At 70.3% G+C, this 20125-nt stretch carries 18 protein-coding genes and 2 tRNA genes; 9 read left to right on the top strand and 11 right to left on the bottom strand.

Going from position 1 to position 20125, the window contains the following annotated elements; translation table 11 throughout:
- Positions 1 to 44 precede the first annotated feature (44 nt).
- From D7V77_RS18165 to D7V77_RS18155, 3 genes are all read right to left on the bottom strand, one after another.
- Positions 45 to 2117, bottom strand: coding sequence for a hypothetical protein (locus tag D7V77_RS18165; protein ID WP_120577553.1), 2073 nt, complete (start codon positions 2115 to 2117; stop codon positions 45 to 47).
- 936 nt (positions 2118 to 3053) lie between these two features.
- Positions 3054 to 3128, bottom strand: a tRNA-Leu gene (locus tag D7V77_RS18160).
- A 27-nt stretch (positions 3129 to 3155) separates the two neighbouring features.
- A tRNA-Pro gene (locus tag D7V77_RS18155) sits at positions 3156 to 3231 on the bottom strand.
- A gap of 298 nt (positions 3232 to 3529) precedes the next feature.
- Between D7V77_RS18155 and D7V77_RS18150 the strand changes: the two genes are divergently transcribed.
- On the top strand, positions 3530 to 4681 hold the full coding sequence (locus tag D7V77_RS18150) for an LOG family protein (protein ID WP_120577552.1): 1152 nt from the start codon (positions 3530 to 3532) through the stop codon (positions 4679 to 4681).
- Positions 4682 to 4691: 10 nt separating this feature from the next.
- Here D7V77_RS18150 and D7V77_RS18145 read toward each other — a convergent pair whose 3' ends face one another.
- Positions 4692 to 5276 (bottom strand): ThiF family adenylyltransferase, encoded by a 585-nt coding sequence (locus D7V77_RS18145; protein WP_120577551.1) that lies wholly within the window; start codon positions 5274 to 5276, stop codon positions 4692 to 4694.
- An 11-nt stretch (positions 5277 to 5287) separates the two neighbouring features.
- Complete coding sequence (locus D7V77_RS18140; protein ID WP_120577550.1) at positions 5288 to 5536, bottom strand: hypothetical protein; 249 nt, start codon at positions 5534 to 5536, stop codon at positions 5288 to 5290.
- A gap of 181 nt (positions 5537 to 5717) precedes the next feature.
- Between D7V77_RS18140 and nfi the strand changes: the two genes are divergently transcribed.
- The 6 genes from nfi (at position 5718) to D7V77_RS18110 (ending at position 11454) form a co-directional block, all read left to right on the top strand.
- The gene (gene nfi / locus D7V77_RS18135; RefSeq protein WP_120577549.1) at positions 5718 to 6434 is read left to right on the top strand and encodes a deoxyribonuclease V; all 717 of its coding nucleotides are present in this window, start codon (positions 5718 to 5720) and stop codon (positions 6432 to 6434) included.
- Entirely contained in the window at positions 6431 to 6646 is a 216-nt protein-coding gene (locus D7V77_RS18130; protein WP_120577548.1) for a DUF2905 domain-containing protein, read from the top strand. The genes nfi and D7V77_RS18130 overlap by 4 nt, the downstream gene beginning before the upstream one ends.
- A 359-nt stretch (positions 6647 to 7005) precedes the next feature.
- The gene (locus tag D7V77_RS18125) at positions 7006 to 9354 is read left to right on the top strand and encodes a GMC family oxidoreductase N-terminal domain-containing protein (protein ID WP_120577547.1); all 2349 of its coding nucleotides are present in this window, start codon (positions 7006 to 7008) and stop codon (positions 9352 to 9354) included.
- A 102-nt stretch (positions 9355 to 9456) separates the two neighbouring features.
- Positions 9457 to 9972: a DUF2267 domain-containing protein gene (locus D7V77_RS18120; RefSeq protein WP_120577546.1), complete on the top strand. Its 516-nt coding sequence runs from the start codon at positions 9457 to 9459 to the stop codon at positions 9970 to 9972.
- 45 nt (positions 9973 to 10017) lie between these two features.
- A complete protein-coding gene (locus tag D7V77_RS18115) occupies positions 10018 to 10275 on the top strand; it encodes an acyl-CoA-binding protein (protein WP_014394349.1) in 258 nt (85 codons plus the stop codon).
- A 12-nt stretch (positions 10276 to 10287) separates the two neighbouring features.
- On the top strand, positions 10288 to 11454 hold the full coding sequence (locus D7V77_RS18110; RefSeq protein WP_120577545.1) for a metallophosphoesterase: 1167 nt from the start codon (positions 10288 to 10290) through the stop codon (positions 11452 to 11454).
- Positions 11455 to 11463: 9 nt separating this feature from the next.
- Here the strand turns inward: D7V77_RS18110 and D7V77_RS18105 are convergent, their stop codons facing one another.
- The 3 genes from D7V77_RS18105 to D7V77_RS18095 all read right to left on the bottom strand — a co-directional run bounded on the left by D7V77_RS18105 (position 11464) and on the right by D7V77_RS18095 (position 14933).
- On the bottom strand, positions 11464 to 11892 hold the full coding sequence (locus tag D7V77_RS18105; protein WP_014394351.1) for a Mov34/MPN/PAD-1 family protein: 429 nt from the start codon (positions 11890 to 11892) through the stop codon (positions 11464 to 11466).
- A gap of 64 nt (positions 11893 to 11956) precedes the next feature.
- Complete coding sequence (locus tag D7V77_RS44765) at positions 11957 to 13156, bottom strand: hypothetical protein (protein WP_233597077.1); 1200 nt, start codon at positions 13154 to 13156, stop codon at positions 11957 to 11959.
- Between the two features lie 16 nt (positions 13157 to 13172).
- Positions 13173 to 14933 carry a VWA domain-containing protein gene (locus D7V77_RS18095; RefSeq protein WP_120577544.1) on the bottom strand — a complete coding sequence of 587 codons (1761 nt, stop codon included), beginning with the start codon at positions 14931 to 14933 and terminating at the stop codon, positions 13173 to 13175.
- A 488-nt stretch (positions 14934 to 15421) separates the two neighbouring features.
- Between D7V77_RS18095 and D7V77_RS18090 the strand changes: the two genes are divergently transcribed.
- Together D7V77_RS18090 and D7V77_RS18085 are read left to right on the top strand one after the other, a co-directional pair.
- On the top strand, positions 15422 to 16093 hold the full coding sequence (locus D7V77_RS18090) for an RNA polymerase sigma factor (protein WP_120577543.1): 672 nt from the start codon (positions 15422 to 15424) through the stop codon (positions 16091 to 16093).
- Between the two features lie 46 nt (positions 16094 to 16139).
- Positions 16140 to 17330, top strand: coding sequence for an anti-sigma factor (locus D7V77_RS18085; protein WP_120577542.1), 1191 nt, complete (start codon positions 16140 to 16142; stop codon positions 17328 to 17330).
- A 49-nt stretch (positions 17331 to 17379) separates the two neighbouring features.
- Here the strand turns inward: D7V77_RS18085 and D7V77_RS18080 are convergent, their stop codons facing one another.
- Genes D7V77_RS18080 through D7V77_RS18070 form a run of 3 tightly spaced genes read right to left on the bottom strand, consistent with a single transcriptional unit; the run spans position 17380 to position 20017 of the window.
- Positions 17380 to 18822: an AraC family transcriptional regulator gene (locus tag D7V77_RS18080; protein WP_120577541.1), complete on the bottom strand. Its 1443-nt coding sequence runs from the start codon at positions 18820 to 18822 to the stop codon at positions 17380 to 17382.
- Positions 18823 to 18833: 11 nt separating this feature from the next.
- Positions 18834 to 19382 carry a zf-HC2 domain-containing protein gene (locus tag D7V77_RS18075; protein WP_120577540.1) on the bottom strand — a complete coding sequence of 183 codons (549 nt, stop codon included), beginning with the start codon at positions 19380 to 19382 and terminating at the stop codon, positions 18834 to 18836.
- The gene (locus tag D7V77_RS18070) at positions 19379 to 20017 is read right to left on the bottom strand and encodes an RNA polymerase sigma factor (protein WP_120577561.1); all 639 of its coding nucleotides are present in this window, start codon (positions 20015 to 20017) and stop codon (positions 19379 to 19381) included. The genes D7V77_RS18075 and D7V77_RS18070 overlap by 4 nt, the downstream gene beginning before the upstream one ends.
- Positions 20018 to 20125 lie beyond the last annotated feature (108 nt).

Here is a 20125-nt window from a genome sequence, read left to right as displayed (position 1 = left end):
GGGAAGCTCGGAGTCACACCTGCTGCCGTTCCCTGACGCGGCCCCTACTTCAGGAACTTGGACACCACCCCGAATCCGGCGTGCGGGTACAACTGGCGATCCAGCGCCACGACTTCGCGATCAATCAGTCCCAGCAGGTGATACATCGAGCGCAGGCGACCAATCTTCGTCATGACCACGCTGCTGTACGCGGGAGACTCGAGGTCGCTGTTCTTCACCAGCCCCTTGTCGTCTCCCGCGAGCGTCATCCGCGTCGCCGTCATGATGGAGTTGTCGTCCTGGAAGGCATCGAAGCCCCGGTTTACGGGCAGGACCTCGTCGGGTTCATCCTGGAGCGTCAGCGTGAGCTGCGTCAGCCACGCTCCCGTGCTGAGGCCCGTGGGGACCTTCCCCTTGTTCTCGCTGAGGCTTCGGAAGCCAAGCTCCACGGCGGCACACCAGGGGCAGGTCTCCTTCGGGCGGTTGCGCCCGGTGCCCGCGTCATTCAATCCCTCATAGGGGAAACAGACGAGCACATCGCAGCCCTCCGCGAAGTACGACGAGGCGGTCATGAGCGCCGCCGGTTCAGCGCAGTTCAGTGAGTGCCAACCGCAGACCCACAGGTCCACGCCCAGCTTGACGTCCTGGAGCGTCTTGACCGACAGGTCGTCATGGGACTTGTCCTGGCGGAACGAGACGTAGCTGAACAGGGCCTGCCGCGCGGGCGTTCGGAGCCGCAGCAGGGTTCGCGCGCGATAACCCAACGCCACGAGATTCGTCCGTTCGATCATCGTCTCGTAATTGACGTTCAGCTCGTTCGCGAGCTCGCTTGTGCTCTTGCGCTGCTGGAACTCCGCCTTCTCCTGCTCGAGCTTCTCCGAAGTGACCTTCCAGCTTGCCCGGTGCCTCTGCAGCGCCTGGACCTCCGGGGCTTCCTTCGGGGCTTTTTGGGGCACGAGCTTCTTGAGTCTTTCCTCCTCTCGCTTCATGAGCGCTTGCGCGGTCTTGAACTTCTCCGCCACCAGAGAGGTCTCCCCGTACGCGGGGATGCTGGGGTCGGGCTGCCAGTTGGGAAGACCCAGGTGTCGGCAATACTTCTGGAAGTAGGAAGGGCCAGGCTCCTCCTGGACGACACCGGAGAGTCCCAGGATGGGAACATGCACGGTCCTGCCCGCAACCGTGTGCCGGGTCCAGGACACGCAAAGGCAGCCCACCGCGGACACGAAGGCGGACTTCATCTCCTTCATGGCCGCCCATTGCGGATGCCGGGCCATCAGCAGACGTGTCAGTGACGTCTCGTCGTCGCCAATCAGGTGGTAGCGCGCGGCGAGCGCATCCGTGTAGGCCTTCACCTCCTGATTGAAGCGAACCCCCGCGACGCCCTTGATCCAGTCCTTCTCTGGGAACACCGCGCCGAGCGCGGTGCCTGGCGGCGAAACGACGAACCCCAGGCTCATGAGCCTGTTGCGAATGGGATCGTAGTAGGCGTACTTGGCGCGGTCCTTCTCCGTCGGGGGCTTCGGCATCACGGGCGGCGGCTCGGCTTGTCCCCCACCGGAGGCGCCCTTGCCCTTCGGCTTCTTGGCCTGCTCCTGGGCCTTCTGGACCTGTTCCTTGTAGGCGGTGGTCTGGTCGGAGAACTGTTTGAGGATCCTGTTCACTGCCACGGGGGAGAGCGCGCCCTTGTCCACGGAGCCCGTGTGGTGCCATCGCCACTGCTCCTCCAGGGACTCGCGGCACTCCCTGACGTATGTCCATTCCTCCCGCAAGACCTCAGAAATCTGCTGTCGTACGAAGTCCATCACTTCATCCGACGGCTTCTTGCCGGACTTGTAGTCGAGCACCTGGAGCACCAGCGTGTCCGTCACGCGGTGATTCGCGAGGCTGGCCTCATAGCCATCCAGGTTCTTCAGGGCGATCTTGATGCCCCGGCGGGCTTGATAGAAGCCTTCGATGTCCGACAAGAACGTCTGCTGCTGGAGGAAGCCGTAGGTCTTGTTCCGCGAACTCAAGAACTGTTCGATGCACTTCGCGTCGAGATGCTCCGGAACCGGGTAGCCAGCGTTGCCGAGCCACTTGTCCACCGAGTCGTTGGTGAGCGTGGTCGTGCCTGCGAGGTTCTTGAGCGTGACGGGCATGGGACGAAGAAACCCGGTGCGCTCCCGAGGTGTCAAGACACCGGGAGGCTCCACACGGTGCCCTTCGTGCCTCCCCGCTCCGTCAGCGCGCGAGGAGCTTTTTTACGTTTCGTGAGGCGCTCCCGACGTCGGGCGTCATTGACAACAGGGGCACCACGCGCATCCCCGGACTCCGGGGATGGGGGACGATACGGACGACGACAATCCCCGGTGGTGAATGTTTGCCCGTTCGTCTCCCGGAGGACCTGAAGCGCTGTCAGATTGAATAAGCAATCTTCCCAATCATGCTGGTTGAAACCTGATTTCCTGGCTGGTTCGATGGGCCTGCGGGGGGGAGCCCATGCCTGAGCATCCTGTTTTCAAGCGCTCGCTGTTGTTTGTTTCGCTGGTCGCCGTGGCCGTGGGGGGATGCGGCCCGGAGGACACCGCTGGCTCCAAGGACAAGGCGGCCATCGAGGCGCTGGGTGTGGTGCCCCAGGGAATCACCTGCGGAGGACATGACTGCTTGTTCGTCAGGACGCCCAAGACCTGGGAACAGGCGGCACACTCAACCGGTGAATGCAACCCCCTGGGTTCCCCCGGTTGAGAGGTTGTCGGTATGCAAGTAGCGAAGAGGAGGGGGCTCAGGCCGAGTGCGCGTGCGGAGCTGTGGAGACAAGTGAAGACCAAGCGCGGGGCGGCTCCTTGGGGGCTGATGGCTCGGAGTGGGGCGAAGCCGTGGCGGCTCCTCGCATGGAAATGACTCCCAGCCACAGCACCACCCACCAGCGGTTGCCCATTGCTCGCCTCCTGACTGCACTTCGGTGTGGTGTGCAGAGCCCGGTCGTACCCACCGAAGAGAGCATGGAGGACTGTCATCCCCTGTCGGAAACCTTCACTCGTTGACGGAATGAGAAAAGGCCTGGCAACCCGTTGGGATTGCCAAGCCTGACGATGTGCCGAAGGCGGGATTCGAACCCGCAACCTCCGCGTTCTGAGCGCGGCGCCTCTACCAAGTTGGGCTACCCCGGCGGGGTGTGTCTTTGATTGTGTTTGAAGTCGGGATGACTGGATTCGAACCAGCGACCTTACGCGCCCGAGGCGCACGCTCTCAACCAGGCTGAGCTACATCCCGATGTCTGGGGAAACCTTCGAGGGCGGAACCCGGACACGACAAGGGCCGGGTCCCCCTTCGGGAACCCGGCCCTCGTCACGCCTCCCGGGTCACCGGGTGGCGGGTGCGAGCGTCAGGTCCCGGGCGCACTGCCACGGAAGGATGCGGTGGCCAGCTCCAGGTTCTCCAGAGAGGTCACCTTCGTGGCGGGGCGCTTCGGGTCCAGCGTGTTTCGGATCTGCAATGGGCATCCCTCCTTTCTGGGGAGGAATGACGGGGCGATAATGCCGTCCCTGACACGCACCTCGCGGAGACACCCATGACGGAACTCGAGACCCTGGCTGCCTTCGAGCAGCACCTTCGCGAAGGCCGCAGTCTCGCCAACGTCATCCTCCAGGGGCTGGACCTGCGCGCGTGGAGCGACGCGCTGCTGAAGGCGGACCTCACCGGCACCGTCTTCCTGGGCTGTCTCCTGGAGCCCGCGACCCTGCAACAGGTCCTCGCGCGGGGCGCCATGGTCTTCCCGCCGTTCACCGGGCTGCCCTATTGCCCGTACCGGGGCAGCCTCTACACGCCGGAGGAGCTGTACGCGGGCTTCGACCCGACCCGACCGGACACCTACGCGGACACGCTGGATGCGCGCATCTACGCGCACTGGAACTCGCGCGGTGGGGCGCACCCTCCCTCCATCCTGGAGACCCTGGCGCAGCGGCTACACGACCACGCCATCAGCGACGCGCTGGAGGATGCGCTGATGGATCAGGGCAAGCCCCGCCGGGTGGTGGCCATCATGGGGGGCCACTCCATGCTGCGCGGCCAGGAGGCCTACCGCTCCGTGGCGGAGTTGGCCCGTTCGCTGGCGCGCCTGGGCTTCTTCCTGGTGAGCGGCGGCGGCCCGGGCGCCATGGAGGCCACGCACCTGGGCGCGTGGTTCGCCGCGCGGCCAGATGAAGACCTGGACGCGGCGCTCGCGGTGCTGGCGCGGGCCCCGTCCTACAAGGACCGGGACTGGCTCGCGCGCGCCTTCGAGGTGCGCGCCATGTGGCCCATGCTCGACGCGGCCGCGATGGGCGACAGCCTGGGCATCCCCACCTGGCTCTACGGCCACGAGCCGCCCAATCCCTTCGCCACGCGCATCGCGAAGTACTTCGCCAACAGCGTGCGCGAGGAGGGCCTGCTCACCATCGCCCGGGGTGGCGTCGTCTACTCACCCGGCAGCGCGGGCACCGTGCAGGAGATCTTCCAGGACGCCTGCCAGAACCACTACAACACCGTGGGCGTCATCAGCCCCATGCTGTTCCTGGGCCGCGAGTTCTGGACCCAGACGCGGCCCGTGTACCCGCTGTTGGAGCACCTGGCCCAGGGGCACGAGTACGCGCGCCACCTGCTCCTCACGGACTCGAAGGAGGACATCGTCCAGGCGCTCGTGCGCTTCGACGAGGAGCGGGAGGCCCTGGCGCGGGCGGGCTGACCGCGGCGGCTCAGCCCTGACCCGCGACCGGGGTGACGGCGTTCAGGTTCACGAACGCGTCCCGCTTCACGCCGTGCTTGAGGAAGTCCTGCACCGCCCGCGCGAGCGTCGCGGCCAGCAGGCCCAGCAGGGGCAGGTGCTCGCCGCCCTCGCAGGTGGCCTGGCCTTGCGTGTCCTCGGCGTCGGGCGTGAAGCGTTCATCCCAGCGCACCAGTCCGAACGTGCCGTCCGCGGACACCGCGCCGTGCACCAACGGCGTGCCTGTCTTCCGGGCGTGGTCGCTGAGCAACTGGCGGCTGTCCTGGTTGTCGAAGGCGTCCACCAGCAGGTCCGCGCCCTTGCACAGCGCCTCCACGTTGTCGCGCGTGAGGCGCACGCCGAAGGACTCCGCCTTCACGCCGTGCAGGTTGTGCAGCTGGAGCTTCAGCGCCTCCGCCTTGTTCTTTCCGACGGACGGCTTCACATAGGCCTGCGACAGCAGGTTCTTCGACTCCACGCGGTCGAAGTCGATGAACACCAGCGTCGCGTCCAGGTTGCGGCACAGCAGCGCCGCAGCGGACCCGATGGCCCCCACGCCACAGAAGACGATGCGCATGGTGGCCGTCCTCAGCACGCCCCGAAGGGCACCTTCGGACGCAGGTAGATGCGCTCCTCGCCGTGCGCGCCCCGGAAGCGGTCCACGACGTAGTGCTGGAAGGCTTCGGCCCCCAGCTGGAAGCGGTGCAGGCCCGGCACTCCGCCCGAGCGCACCAGCTCCACCGCGATGCGGCGCACGTCCGCGTCGCTGATGTGCCGCTCCAGCTCCACCGGCACGTCCGCCGAATGTCCGTCATAGGTGATGTTGAGCGTCGCCATGGTCGCGTGCCTCCAGGGAAGGGAACCCTGGCCCGGGACGGCGCCCCCAGATGCATCCTGACAACCCGGCCGCGCGAGCAGCCATGCTCCGGCCTCCGTCGCCTCCTGGACGTGGGGGAGGGGAGCGGCCGTCACCTTCCGGCCGGGGGATGCACAGTGTTGGGCTCACGGGAGGAGACGCATGGAGTCACCGCGAGCACCGCACCCCTGGAACGTCACGCCCACGGAGGCCGTGGCGCTGCAGAAGCGCCTACGTGAGCAGCTCATCCTCGAACCGCCTCCGGGCCTGCGCATCACCCGCCTGGCCGGCGCGGACATCTCCACGGAGAAGGGCAACGACACGGGCTATGGCGGCATGGTGGTGCTCGACGCGGAGACGCTTCAGCCGGTGGCCCGTACCGTGGCCACGGCGCCGCTGACGTTCCCCTACGTCCCCGGCCTGCTGTCCTTCCGCGAGCTGCCGGTGCTGGCCGCCGTCTGGGAACGGCTCACCGTCCGCCCGGACGTGCTCGTCTTCGACGGCCAGGGCACCGCGCACCCGCGACGGCTGGGCATTGCCTGTCACGGAGGACTGCTGTTCGACATCCCCTCCATCGGCTGCGCCAAGTCGCTGCTGGTAGGCACGCCCGGGAAGCTCGCGGAGCAACGGGGCGCCACGTCCCCCATCACCCACAAGGGAGAGGTGGTGGGCATGGCGGTCCGCACCCGCACGGGTGTCAGCCCCGTGTTCGTCTCTCCCGGCCACCGCATGGACCTGGACACCGCCGTGGAGTGGGTGTTGAAGGCAAGCCCCCGCTACCGCGAGCCGGAGACGACGCGCCACGCGCACCGGCTGGTGAACGCCTTCCGCCGCGCGGGTGGCGAGGCCGCGGAGCTGGAGGAGGGGAGTCCCGGATGAAATCCGAGGGGTTGATGCTGGTGGTGGCGGGCCTGGGGCTCGCCGTCGTGGGCCTGCTGGTGTGGGCCGGCGCCTTCTCCTGGTTCGGCCGGCTGCCCGGGGACATCCGCGTGGAGAGCGGCAACACACGCGTCTACGCGCCGCTGGCCTCCATGTTCCTCATCTCCGTGCTGCTCAGCCTGGGCGCCTGGGTGGTGCGCCGCTTCTTCTAGGCCTTCGGACCGGACGTCTGTCCACCGGTTGAGAAGGCGAGAACCCTTTCGAGCCTCCCTGTCGGCGGCGTGCCGGACGAACTGGTCCGACAGTCGGACAGGTTTTGAGTCTGTCGGGCGGGCGGGGGCTCCGGCGGATTTCCTCTCAAGGATGCGCGCCCTTGGCGTCTGACCGGCAGAAGCGACCTGCCCGGTTGTCCGCCCGCTGTCCGGGCGAGAGGTCAGGGGCCCGGGACGGACGCGGAGTGGATCCGCGCCGTTGAACCGCGCAGCATGCGGCCCGCCGTCCCTGACGTCAGCGGTGGGGAATAAAAGGCGGCATCTGGAAAAGGCGGCCCGTCAGGCCGCCAGAGGTGAGCATGCGCAGGCTGTCATCCCCGTGGAGTGAGCTGGCATCCCACTACCCCGTGGTCGTCGTGGGGTCGGGCTACGGCGGAGGCATCACCGCCAGCCGGCTGTCGCGCGCGGGGCAACAGGTGTGCGTGCTGGAGCGCGGCCGGGAGATGCACCCGGGGGAGATGCCTCGCACGCCCGCGCAGGCGGTGGCCGAGTTCCAGCTCCACTGCGCCCCGGGCCAGGGCGACCTGGACGTGGGCAGCCCCACCGGCCTCATCGAGGTCCACCGCAACGGTGACGTGTCCGTCATCGACGGCTGCGGCCTGGGCGGCACGTCGCTCATCAACGCGGGCGTGACGATGCGGCCCGACCCCCGCGTGTTCGAGGACCCTCGCTGGCCCCAGGCCCTGCGCGCCGACGTGCACGGCCTGCTGGAGGACGGCTTCGCGCACGCGGAGTTGATGCTGCGGCCCCTGCCGTACCCGGAGGACCACCCGCCGCTGCAGAAGCTCAAGACGTTCGGCATCTCCGCGGAGAAGCTGGGCGGACGGCTGACGCGGCCTCCGGTGGCGGTGACGTTCGAGGCGGGCGTCAACGCCGCGGGCGTGCGGCAGCCGGGGTGCTCGCTGTGCGGTGACTGCGCCACGGGCTGCAACACCGGCGCGAAGAACACCGTGCTGATGAACTATCTGCCGGACGCGCACGCGCACGGGGCCCGCATCTTCACCGAGGTGTCGGTGCGCGCGGTGGTGCCGGACGGTGGGAAGTGGCGCGTCTACTACCGCCCCCTCAACACGGGCCGCGAGCGCTTCGACGCGCCCGACGCCTGGCTCACCGCGGACCACGTCGTCCTGGCGGCCGGCACCATGGGTACGGCGGAAATCCTGCTGCGCTCGCGCGAGCTCGGCCTTCCTGTGTCCTCGAAGCTGGGCCACCGCTTCAGCAGCAACGGCGACGTGCTGGCCTTCGGCTACAACCTGGACATGCGCGTCCACGGCGTGGGCCACGGCGAGCAGAACCATGAGACGCGCGACCCGGTGGGGCCCTGCATCGCGGGCGTCATCGACCAGCGCGACACCGCGCGGCTGGACGAGGGGATGATCATCGAGGAGGGCGTCATCCCCGGCGCGCTCGCGTCGCTGATGCCCGCGGCGCTCGCGGGGGCCGCGGCGCTGGTGGGCGAGGACACCGACGAAGGCATCCTGGACTGGGTCCAGGAGCGGCTGCGCCAGGCGGACAGCTTCGTGCGCGGGCCGGACCACGGCGCGGTGGAGCACACGCAGACGCTGATGGTGATGTCGCACGACGAGGGCAAGGGCGAGCTGCGGCTGGAGCACGACCGCGTGCGCCTGCACTGGCCGGACGCCGGCCGCGACCCGCAGCTCACCCGCATCGAGGAGCGCCTACGCCGGGCCACCGCCGCGCTGGGCGGCACCTTCGTGCGCTACCCGCTCTGGTCCGAGGCCTTCGGCAAGGAACTCCTGTGCACGCACCCGCTGGGCGGCTGTGTCATGGCCGAACGGGCGGAGGACGGGGTGGTGGACCACGAGGGGCGCGTCTTCTCCGGTGCCTCCGGCCACGCGGTGCATGAGGGGCTGTACGTGTCCGATGGCTCCGTGGTGCCTCGCTCGCTGGGCATCAACCCCCTGCTCACCATCTCCGCCGTCGCCGAGCGCGCCTGCGCCCTGATGGCCCGGCGCCACGGGTGGACCATCGACTACGCTCCGCTGCCGGAGGCCTCGGCGCCCCAGGCCCCCGGGCCCGTGGGCGTGCGCTTCACGGAGACGATGCACGGGTTCCTGTCCGGTGACGTGAAGGCCCCGCACCTGGAGGCCGGCGACCCGGAGCGCGACGACGCCACGCCCCTGCGCTTCGTGCTCACCGTGACGGCCGAGGACCTGAACGCGACGCTGCGCGACGAGCGCCACCCCTTGAAGTTGATGGGCACGGTGACGGCGCCGGTGCTGTCGTCCCGCCCGCTGGTGGTGACGCGCGGCGAGCTGCGCCTGATGACCCGCGAGCACGCTCGGCCGGGCGGCCAACGGATGGAGTACCTGCTGCACCTGCTCAGCGAGGCCGGCGAGGCGTACTACCTGGAGGGCTACAAGGACCTCTACGACGACCCGGGCCTGGACCTGTGGAAGGACACCACGACGTTGTTCGTGTCCCTGCACCGCGGGGATGGCCCGGAGGCGCCGTGCATGGGCCGGGGCTTCCTGCGGCTGTCCGCGGAGGAGTTCGCGCGCCAGCTCACCACCCTGCGCGTGCTCAACGCCCGGGACAGCGTGCAGCGGGCGGAGGCCCTGGCCCGCTTCGGCGGCTTCTTCTTCGGCGCCCTCTGGGACACCTACGTCCGGCGCGTGGCCGCCTAGCAGTCAGGCAGCCGGCGGACAGTGCAGCAGTCCGCGATGACGTGCCCTCCGGGGCTGGCATGGGCACCCTGTTACCCACCGGGACCGACAGGGAGGACCCCCATGGCTGAAGACCGTGATCCGCAGCGCCGCTCCGGCGCGACCCAGGATGAGGAGCATGCGGAGGAGCGGCGCGAGCTGTCCATCGAGGAGCGGCGTGCGCGGCGCAGTGCGATGCGGGCCAGTCAGACGTATGCCCGCTTCATCGACCACCTCTGCGACCGGGGCGGCATGTCCCCGAGCGTCGCCCAGCAGGCGGCCGTCTCCGTGCTCTGCGGCCTGGAGCAACGCATCCAGGCGGAGGAGTCCCTCGACCTTGAAGCACAGCTGCCGCGCAGGCTGACGGAGATGCTGCACCGCTGCGAGCGCCACGACGCAGACCCACGCCCGTCGAAGTTCGGCCGCGACGAGCTGCTGAAGCTGGTGGGCGAGGACCTGGCCTTGAATCCGGACGCCGTGGAGCCCGTGGTGCGCGCGGTGATGGACTCCGTCCGTCATCAAATCAGCGAAGGCGAGGCGGAGGACGTGAGCGCCCAACTGCCCGAGGACATCCGCCACCTTTGGCTGCCGACGATGTGAGGCCGGCTGTTAAGGTCTCCGGCACACGCTTGCCGGAGACCGCGCATGGCCCTCGATGATGACTTCAGCGCCGCACAGAGCCGGGTGAAGACGCTGTCCAAGGCTCCTTCGAACGACACGCTGCTGGAGCTGTACTCGCTCTACAAGCAGGGCACGGAAGGGGACGTGCAGGGCAAGCGCCCCGGCATGCTCGATATCAAGGGGCGCGCGAAGTACGACGCGTGGGCCGGCCGCAAGGGGTTGGCGAAGGACGCCGCGAAGCAGCAGTACGTGGCGCTCGTGGACAAGCTCCTGCGCGGGTAGACACGGCCCCTCATGCCCCAATGGCTCCGGATGGCGCTGTTCCTCGTGCCGGTCACCGCGCTGCTCGCGATGGCGCACGTCTACCTGTACCGCCGCCTGGTGCACGACGTGACGGCGAGCAAGGCCCTGCGCCGCGCGGGGCTGGTGCTCTTCGCCGGGGGACTGGTGGGCTCCCTGGGCGCCCGGGTGGTGGGGGCGAGGCTCTCCTCCGAAGCGGCGTGGTGGACGGGCATCCTCCTGCTGGTGTGGATGGGGCTGGTGCTCTACCTGCTCATGTTCACCCTGGGGCTGGACGTGGTGCGGGGCGTAATCGCCAAGGCGCGCAAGCTTCCGGAGCCGTCGCCCGAGCGCCGGGCCTTCCTCGCCAGGGGGCTCGCGGCGGGTGCCACCGTGGCGGGCGCGGCGGTGAGCACCTATGGCACCTGGCGCGCGTACCATCCGCCAGACGTGCGCGACATCCCGGTGCGGCTGCCCGGGCTGCCCAAGGCGCTGGAGGGCTTCACGCTGGTGCAGCTCACCGACATCCACATTGGCGGGGTGTTGCAGCGCCGCTTCGTGGACGATCTGGTGGCTCGCGCCAACGCGCTCAAGCCGGACCTCATCGCGGTGACGGGCGACCTGGTGGACGGCACGGTGCCGGAGCTGGGGCGCTACGTGGGCGGCTTCGGCGCGCTCAAGGCCCGGCACGGCGCGTACTTCGTCACCGGCAACCACGACTACTACTCCGGCGTGGAGGCGTGGACGGAGTTCGTCCGGGGGCTGGGCATCACCGTGCTGCGCAACCGCGCCGTGTCCATTGGTGACGCGGGCGCGTCCTTCGACCTCATTGGCGTGGATGACTGGAGCGCGAACCGGCTCGGTGAGGCCGGGTATGACCTGGACGCGGCGCTGAAGGGCCTCAGGCCGGACCGCGCGTCGGTGTTGCTGGCGCACCAGCCCTCCAACTTCGAGGTGGTGGCCCAGCGTGGCGTGGGGCTCCAGATTTCAGGGCACACGCACGGCGGACAGATGTTCCCTGGCAACGTGCTGGGCCATCTCATCTGGGGCGAGCAGAACGCGGGCCTGAGCCAGCAGGGCGGCTCGCACCTCTACGTCAGCCGCGGGTGCGGCTTCGTGGGGCCGCCCATGCGCGTCGCCGCGCCGCCGGAGATTGCCCGCATCATCCTGCTGCCGGGCTGAGGAAGAGGCTCACGGTTTGCGGTGGGCTCGCTCCAGGAGCAGGCCGTCTTCCTGGAGGATGGTGGGACCGGGACGGGGCCGGCCATACAGCAGCCCCGAGGCGATGCGCAGCGGCGCGGCCCACGCGGGCTCGTCGCGCACCAGCACGTCCTCGCCGCCGATGCGGACCACCATTCCGTCGGGGGCCACCACGGAGAAGCGCAGCGGCCGGCCCAGCGCCGCCTGGAGCGCGGCCATGGTCGTTTCGTCCTCCTGGGAGAAGGCCAGCGGGCCCTCCGGGTGGCTGTGGGTGATTTCCACCAGCGTGTCCCTCAGGCTCCAGATGGCTTCCCACCGGGGGCGGGAGTCCGGCAGCGCCATGGGGTCGTCGAAGGAGTCGCCCCACAACACCTGGTCCTCCGGTCCGATGAGCAGACACACCTCGCGCGTCGTCGACATGAAGTTCTTCCTCCCGAATGTCCCGTACCGACGTGGGGGACGGGCCCGGTCGGACACGCGGGTTTCAGGCGTGCCGGGTGATGACCAGCGCGTCCGTGTCGATGGCTTCCTTGAGCACCGACGGCAGGCTCTCCAGCGTGACCCGGTTGTCCGCGCCCGCCAGGCACACGCCCGCGTCGCGCACGCGCAGCGTCGCGGCTTCCACCACCGTGACGAAGCGCTCGCCCATGAACGTGTAGACGACTTCGAGCAGGCCATCCCCCAGCCGGCGGTGGTCCAGCAGCCGCGCGCCGGCCTTGTCCAGCGCGCGCTCCACCCACGCGCCGACGTCCGACTCCACGCGCCTGCGGTCCTGGCGCGCGAAGTTTCGTCCGTCCCTCGCGCCTGGCGTCCGGCCTGAATTGCGCGCGGAGGCATCCCGGCGTGTTTCCCACGCCTCACGCTCGTAAGCCGACGGCGTCACCCCGCGGCCGTTCGCGTCCCGCGCAGTGCCGGGCTGAGCTCCCTCTCCGTGAAGGGTCTCCCAGCGTTCGCGCTCACGCCCTGACGACGCCCGCCCGAGCTCGCGTCCCTCCGCGTCCCGCCAGACCTCCGGCATGCCGGTTTCATGCATCCGCACACGGGCCTCTGCTTCGCGCCGGGCCTCCAGCTCCGCCTGCATCCGGATGAAGCGCGCACGCTCCTCGGCCAGCCGGCGCAGGCAACGCTCCGCCTCCCCGCGTCCCTCGCGCGCCACGTCGAGCACCCGCGCACGGGCCTCCACGGGCGCGAACGGGATGCCCGCGCCTCGCGACACCGCCTCCAGCACCGCGAAGCCGAACGCCGCGCGCAGCGAGGCACTCACGCCTCGCGTGTCCCCCAGCGCACGGTCCTCCTCCAGCGCTCGGCGCGCCATCTCCTCCGCCTCGCCCTCGAACTCCATGCCCTCGAAGAGAAGCGTGCCGTCATGCCAGCGGCGCGCCGTCACCGGCGACAGGCGCGGCGGCTCCTCCTCCGGCATCAACGCCAGCGGTTCCGCCACCGCGCCCTCGCGCACCAGCCGCGTCCCCCAGATGTGGCCCCGCACGCGCGGCAGCGCCTCCATCCCTTCGGGAGACGCCGGCTCTCGCGCGGTGGCCTCGCGGCCCTTCACTTCGAAACGCCACCAGCCCGGGGCGACGGGCAGGGTGACGCGCAGGCGGCGTGAAGGCGCGTCCACGGTCCCGCCGCCGAAATACGGCAGCACCGCCGACTCCACCTTCCCGAGCAGCTTCCGGTAGTCCACGCCCCTGCCTCCTTCTTCACGCCACCTTCAACAGCGGAGTGCTCATCACCCGGTCCACCCAGCCGGACTGGCTGGCCCCCGCCTCGCGCGGAGCGTCCATCAGCGCCTGGAGCACGCGCGGCACCTGGTAGGGGTCCGCGAACTGCCCCACGCTCACCTCACTGAACGGCACGCCCAGCTGCTTCGCGCCCGAGCGCACCGTGTTGCCGCGCGCTCCCGCCACGCTCACCAGCAGCGCCATGGCCGCCACGCTGTAGCCACACGCGTGGAAGGCCCGGGCGAACTGGTCGCCCGCCTCGCCCGCTTCGTCACCCACCACCATCACCACCAGCTTCGCCTCCGCCGGGATGCGAACCCCGGAGCGGTGCAGCGCGTGGACACCGGCCGCGTGCACCGTGCCGCCGGACGCCTTCAGCCCGGACAGCATGTGCTGCACCGCCGTGCGGTTCGCCGCCTTGGGCTGCAGCACCGTGCCCATGGTGTCGAACGCCGCCACGTGCAGCTTGTTCAGCGGGAAGCCCGCGAGGATGCGCGACAGCGCCTCCTTGGACTGCTCGATGGCGCCCTCCATGGACCCCGACTTGTCGATGAGGAACATCACCCGCACGTCCGTCTCCGCCGTCGCCTCCGCCACCGCCTTCTTCACCGCGTTGTCGCTCGCCTCCTCCAGCTTGCGACGCACGTCCTCACCGCGGACGTTCTTCGCGATGTTCAGCGAGCGCTGATCCGTGGCGTTCGCCACCGCCCGCTCCCAGCGCGCCTTCACGGATGGCTCCTGCAACAGGCCCAGGTCCTCCAGCGTGGGCGTCATCAGCCGCAGGTCGCGGTCCGACAACGACGGCAGCAGCGTGGCCAGGATGGCGGGCGTGAGGCCCACGTCCTTCGGCAGCCGGCCCACGACCTCCTTGTAGGAGAGGCGCTCCAGTTCAATCCACTCGCAGATCTCCGCCTCGGAGAGGCCGTCGAAGCGCTCGCGCTTCACCAGCGTGAGCCCGTGCAGCCCCACCTGCCGGTGGCCGCCGTCCGCCTGCTTCTGCTTCCAGCCGAGCACCTCGAAGAAGCCCTGCGACTGGGGCTTGTAGCCCGCCTTGCGCGCCAGCTTCTTCAGCGTCTCCTTGTAGCCCGCCTTCACCAGGCCCTGGAGCATGGGCAGGTTCGCCTCACGCGCGGCCAGCCACTTCTGGGCCACGCGCTTCCAGCGGCCCAGGGGCGGCTTGCGAGACGCCGGATCACCGAAGCCCGCGGCGCGGTTGAGGCGCGCGATCTCCGGCGTCTCCAACAGCTCCGCCACGCGCAGCACGGCCTTGGGCGTGAGCATCCGCGTGGAGCGGCGCACGTAGTGCAGCACCATGGCCTCGCCGATGGAGCGGTAGTCGTCGTCGTGGAAGGCGATGGCGCCCTGGCCGTCGCGCACGGGCTGGCCCGCATGCTCCTGCACCAGCATCAGCGCGCAGGTGGCCACCTTCAGGTCGCGCCAGTCCGTCTGCGTCAGCGCGTACGACGCGAAGTGCGCCATCAGCGTCGGGTTGAGGCGGTAGAGCTCCAGCAGCTGGCCGTACAGCTTCACCGCGGCGGGCACGAACAGGCCGGGCGCCGCCTTGCGGCCGCGCGACAAGGCCTTCGCGTCCGCACCGGCGACGGCCACCCAGGTGCCGTTCACGTCCAGGCCAGGGCGGTGGTGCCACAGATGGGCGGAGCCACCGAGCACCACGTCGAGCAGGCGCTCGGCCGGTCCTCGCTGCGTCTCCGGAAGGGTCGTCTGGGTGCGAGCGGTCATGGCGGTCGTCCCCCTTTCGGGACAGAGGCATGCCCGGAAGGGCTGCCTGGAGATGAGAGGGAAAAAGTGAGCGCCCGAGTGAGGAAGCCGGAAGGCTGAATCCAGAGTTCAGTGCCGGACCGTCGGCGGGCCCCCCGCCTTGCGAGCGGAGGGGTGGAGTCGAACCACGGCGTGTAGGGCCTCTTCGGCCGGGCGCTCGAAAGCGATGCGCCCCTGGACGCCCCCCTGGCCGGAATCCTGACGGCGCCATTTTCGGGCCTTCTTCCGGGACCTTAGGAGTCTGCCCAGGCCTCCATGGAGGCGACCCGCCGCGTCATCCGCGGGCTTCTGAAAAAAGCGTGTCAGGAAACGCGGAGGGCCGGAGTCGGGCGTTCTGGTAACCAGTCGGAGGCTGTTCGCGGATGCAACGTGTTAATTTGCCGCGCCACATCCCCGTAACCCAACCTCTCGGGACGAGGACCTCCCGGGACAGCCTCCAGGGTCTTCCGGTGTACGAGCAGCTCACGGATGAGGAATTGTTCGCGGAGGTGACCCGGCGGCGCGCCACAGGCGAGGCCATCGGGACTCCGTTGGGGGCCTTGTGCGCGCGGTGGGCGCGCCCGGCCCGTTACGTCATTGGCCGGATTCAGGGCAGCTACGGACGGGGTTCGCCGGCGGACGCCGACGAGCTCTTCCAGGACGCGGTGGGGAAGTTCCTCGACCGGGGCCTGGATCAGTTCCGGGGTGTGTCCGAGCAGATGCCGGGCAGGAGCGCGTCTCCCAAGACGTTCTTCCTGCGCATCGTCAAGCACGTCGCCATCGACTTCTACCGGCGGCACCGGGAGGAGCTGGCGCCCGCGCCGGTGTCGCCCGACGACGTCATGGAAGAGACCCCGTCCGAGGTGGCCCGGGCGGTGGAGGGCGCACGGCGTCGCGAAGAGCGCGCCGAGGCGCAGGAACTGTATTGGGCCGCCTACGCCAGGCTCCAGCAGGAGCATCCAAAGGAGGCTTCCGCATGGGAGCTCTATCACCACGAGGACGTGGAGGATCACGAGGAATGCGCACGTCGTTTGAACATCAGCGTGGTGAACTCGTACAAGCGCGTCAGCCGCGCCCAGGCATACCTGCGTTTGTACCTGCTGGAGTTGCAGCGGGACGGACTGCCGGAGGAGCCGTCGTGACGTCTCGCGGGGGCATGATGTCCTCCGCCTCGCCCGGGATGTCGCGATGAAGGGCGACGCGCTGTCCCGCTACCAGGCCCGGTACGCGCGCCTGGGCGCGGGCCCCCTCTCGGTGGGTGAGCTGTTGGAGGTGGTGGGGGATGTGCTGCGCCGCTCGGACCGGCTCGGCACCGACGGGGTGGAAGAGGCCTTGAAGGGCCTGGGCCGCCCCGAAGTGGAAGCCTGGCTTGTCCAGCAGAAACCGCAGGCGCTCCAGCCGTTGCTCCTGCGTGCCGCCGAGGAGTCGATGGAGGTGGCGCTGGGCGAGGAGGGTGAAGAGGCGGAGCTGTGGCGCGCGTCCGCGCTGGAAGGACTGGCCGCCCGGGACCGGGCCGCCTCCGCCGCCCGCGCGCTCGTCACCTGGGAGATGTTGAAGGGCCCGCTGGACGGGGACGCGAGCGCCGCTCGTGAGCGCTTTCTCGGGGCGCTGGGGCACCTGGACTCCTCGCTGCGCTCCCGGGCGCGCTGGTTCATCCCGCTCAACACCGAGCGCCGCGCCGAGCGCGACCTGCTGGACCCCGTGGAGCGCCCCGGCGCCTGGTGGTTCTCCGCGAGGGCCAGCTGTGATGACCTGGTGGCGTCCTGGACGGGCCGCCCCATGAAGGACCCGGAGCACCTGAAGGACTGCGCCAGCTGTCGCGCGGACCGGGCGGACACGGCGGTGGTGGACACGCCCCCGCGCCGCCACCTCACGGATGACGAGCTGTGGCGGCTGGACTCCGGCGAGATGAGCCGCGAGGAGCGCGAGCGCGTGGAGGCCCACACGGCCGGCTGCGGCGAGTGCGCCCAGGCCGTGCTGGCGCTGGAAGAGGGCGACGCCGCCATCGACGAGGCGCTGGAATTGGATGAGGAAGGCGCGCAGGTTCCGCGCGCGACGCGCGACTCCCGCGCGGACGTGGCCCGGCGCCCCAGCGCGGCCCGCCTGCCGGAGCACCGCGAGGTGCTGGAGGAGCGGCGCGACTTCCGCGTGGTGCTGGTTCGCGAGCGTCAGCGGGTGCGGCTTCTGGTTCAGCCCCTGGGCACGCGCGCCGTGACGGCCGCCGTGTTCCTGTCGCCCGGGCGTCCGTCGCTCAAGCCGACGCAGGGACCGGAGGGGCTGTCCTTCGACCTGTCCACGGCGGCGGCCACCGGCGCGCACGCGGCCCACCTCACGGTGCAGGCCGGGCAGGAGACGCTGGAGCGCGACTTCGCGTTCTGAGTGAAGCGCGGAGCGGCGGAAGGTGGGAGCCTTCCGCCTTCGCTCTGCCTCACTGGAGCTGGGAGGAGGGCACGTTCCGGCCGGACGAGTCGTACGGCTGGGCCGAGCGCACCGGCAGCCTGGGCATGGGGAGGGGGCCTCGCGAGGCTCCGGCCCGCACGCCACCGGACAGGAACGCCGCCACGAGCTGCGTGAGAGGCGGCCGGGTGGCGAGCGCCACGCCGCACACCTCCAGCCACTGCCGTTCGAAGCGCCCCGTGGTCTGCCGGTACGCGTTGCATCCCTGCTGCGTGGGAGCAGCCAGGTCCCGTTCGAAGCGCTGGTCGTCGACGCCCCAGCGGATGCGGAGCGAGTCCGACGCGAGCCGGATGAACAGCGGTTCTCCGCCCCAGGTGCCCTCGATGAGGGTGGCGGAGCCGCCAGCGCGCACCTTCACCGAAAGGTCCCGCCGCTCGTAGGTGCCGTTCACCTCGATGCCGTGCTCGAAGAGCTCGTCGCCGAATTCGCCCTTCCATGAGGGGCCCTTGCCGAGCATGAGCGGCGTCGCCGTCTGCACGCGCTGCGTGTCGAACCAGGCGGTGCCGACCCTGCCCAGGGGCGTGTTCGCCTTGGGCCGGGGGCCATCCTCCAGGCCCTGGGGGCCGGAGGGCAGGGGCTGCGGGGTGGCGAGCAGGTCCGTGGTCTTCACCGACGCGTCCACCGTCTCGAAGCGCACGCCGCCGAGCCACGCCTGGCCGGTGCCGCTCATGATGAGGCCCGCCATGATGGAGGTGGCCTCCTTGGGCACGTCCAGCACCACGTCGTAGCGCTTGCAGTCGTGGGTGCCCACCAGGGCGCGCGCCTGCATGTTGTCGAAGGCGAGCGGCTGCTTGGGGTCCGCGCCCTCCACGCGCATCCACAGCCCCGCCCAGCCCTTCACGTCCTGGTGGCGCACGGCCGCGGAGAAGCGCAGGCGCTTGCCCCGGAAGTCCTGCGCGCTGAAGGCCTGCATGAAGGTGCCGAAGCTGTCCGTGGCCTGCGTGCGCGAGCGCAGGAAGGCGCTGCGCGTGCCCTCGCACGGGGAGGCTTCATCCACGCCCGCCTCGTAGTGCTGGGGCGCGCTCTCGGTGACGTACCAGCCCTGCGGCAGCTTCGTCCGCGTGGCATCCGGCGCGGCGGGCATGCCGCCGGATGTGGCCGGGGCCGTCGCGCTTGATTGCGGCGTGGACGCGGCGGGGGCGGTCGTGACGGAAGCCACCTCCGCGCCGGGCCTGGGCGCTGGAGCACTGGTGGGCGGGGGCAGGCTCGCCTTCGGCGCCGAGGTATCGGGCCTGGCTGTCGCGGCTGTCTTCGCGCCCGAGGACGTCGGGCTCGCCTTCGGCGCCGTCGCCTCGGACGCGGCCGTCGCGGTGGACGTGAGCGCCGTCGTCGCGACGGCGGGCGGAGTCTGGGCCGCCGCGAGGGGCGTCCAGAGCGCGAGCAGCAGGCCGGGGAGGCGGGTTCGGAGCGTCATCACGGTAGTCCTCACAGCGCGGCCGGGCGCGAGCTCAGCGCCACCTGGGTCAGCCCGCTGGACGCGTCGTAGCGGGGGACCTCGCCCTGTCCACCGGGGTGATACACGAGCAACCCGCGCGCGCTCGCGGACTTGAGGCAGTGCTCCTGCGTGGCCAGGTCCGGGCACGCGACCACGATGTCCCGGGGCGCCTCGTCATCCTCAACCGGCGTGTCCTGCACCGCGAAGACCGGTGCCTCCACGGGCGTCTCGGACGGAGAGACGGTTTCCCCTCCGGACCGCAGCATCAGGAACACGGAGGCCGCCACCGCGACCAGCGCCGCGGCGACGGCGGCCGGACGGTGCCAGCGCGCGGGGCGCACCACGACAGCGTCGCGCGGCGTGGCGGCGGCGACTTCGTACAGCTGCTCCTCCAGCAGGGCCTCCTCCTGGAGCAGCCGCGCGCACGGCTCGCACGTGAGCGTGTGGGCCTCCAGCTCCGCCTCGGCTTCGGGCGGCAGCGCGCCCAGCAGGTACTGCTCCGTGCGGTCGCGGGTGAGGTGGGGCGTGGGGCTGATCATGGTTGTTCCTCTTCGAGCGCGGTGCGCAGCTTCTTGCGGACCTCGCACAAAATCTGTCGCACGCGCTGGACGGACAGCCCGACGCGGGAGGCGACTTCTGCATGGGGAAGTCCCTGGCCGTCACAGGCCAGGAGGAAGACGTTTCGCGCGCCCGGAGACACCTGCTCCAGCGCGTCCCGGGCCCGGGCGAGCCGCTCCTCCGACATCAGGCGCTTCTCCGCGGACTGCGCGGGGTCCACCGGCTGCTGCCGCTCCGGGAGGTCCTCCAGCGTGCCGTCCACCGACTCGCGCCGCATGCGGCGGGCGTCATCCGACGCGAGGAACGCCGCCTGGGTGAGCGCGAGCGCCGGCAGCCGCAGCTCCGTGAGCAGGCCCCGCTGCTGCTGCTGGATGAGGCGCGCCCACGTCTCCTGCGCCAGCTCCTGGGCCCGGTCCACCCGGATGCCCTTCGCGAGCAGGGACACCACCACCCGGCGCTGGTGCCGCGCGATGAGCGCGTCCCACGCGGCCCGCTCCCCCTCCAGCGCGCGCCGGGACAGGGCCTCCTCGTCCGGCGCCGCCGGTCGCGCGGCCCTCTCTGTGTCCTGCCGCGACTGGAGGGTCGTCATCCCCAAGCCCTGTACGGCTGCATCCATGCCGTCTTCCCGTTGCGAGCCGCGCTCGTCCCCCGGAGGCCGTTCCTGCCCCAGGCTCCCAGGGAAACGCGCCTCCTGGCCGGACATATCGACGGGAATGGGCAAGGG

Origin of the sequence: Corallococcus sp. CA041A (assembly GCF_003612075.1) — a bacterium.
GTDB lineage: Bacteria > Myxococcota > Myxococcia > Myxococcales > Myxococcaceae > Corallococcus > Corallococcus exiguus.
This window is presented reverse-complemented; position numbering and strand designations above follow the sequence as displayed.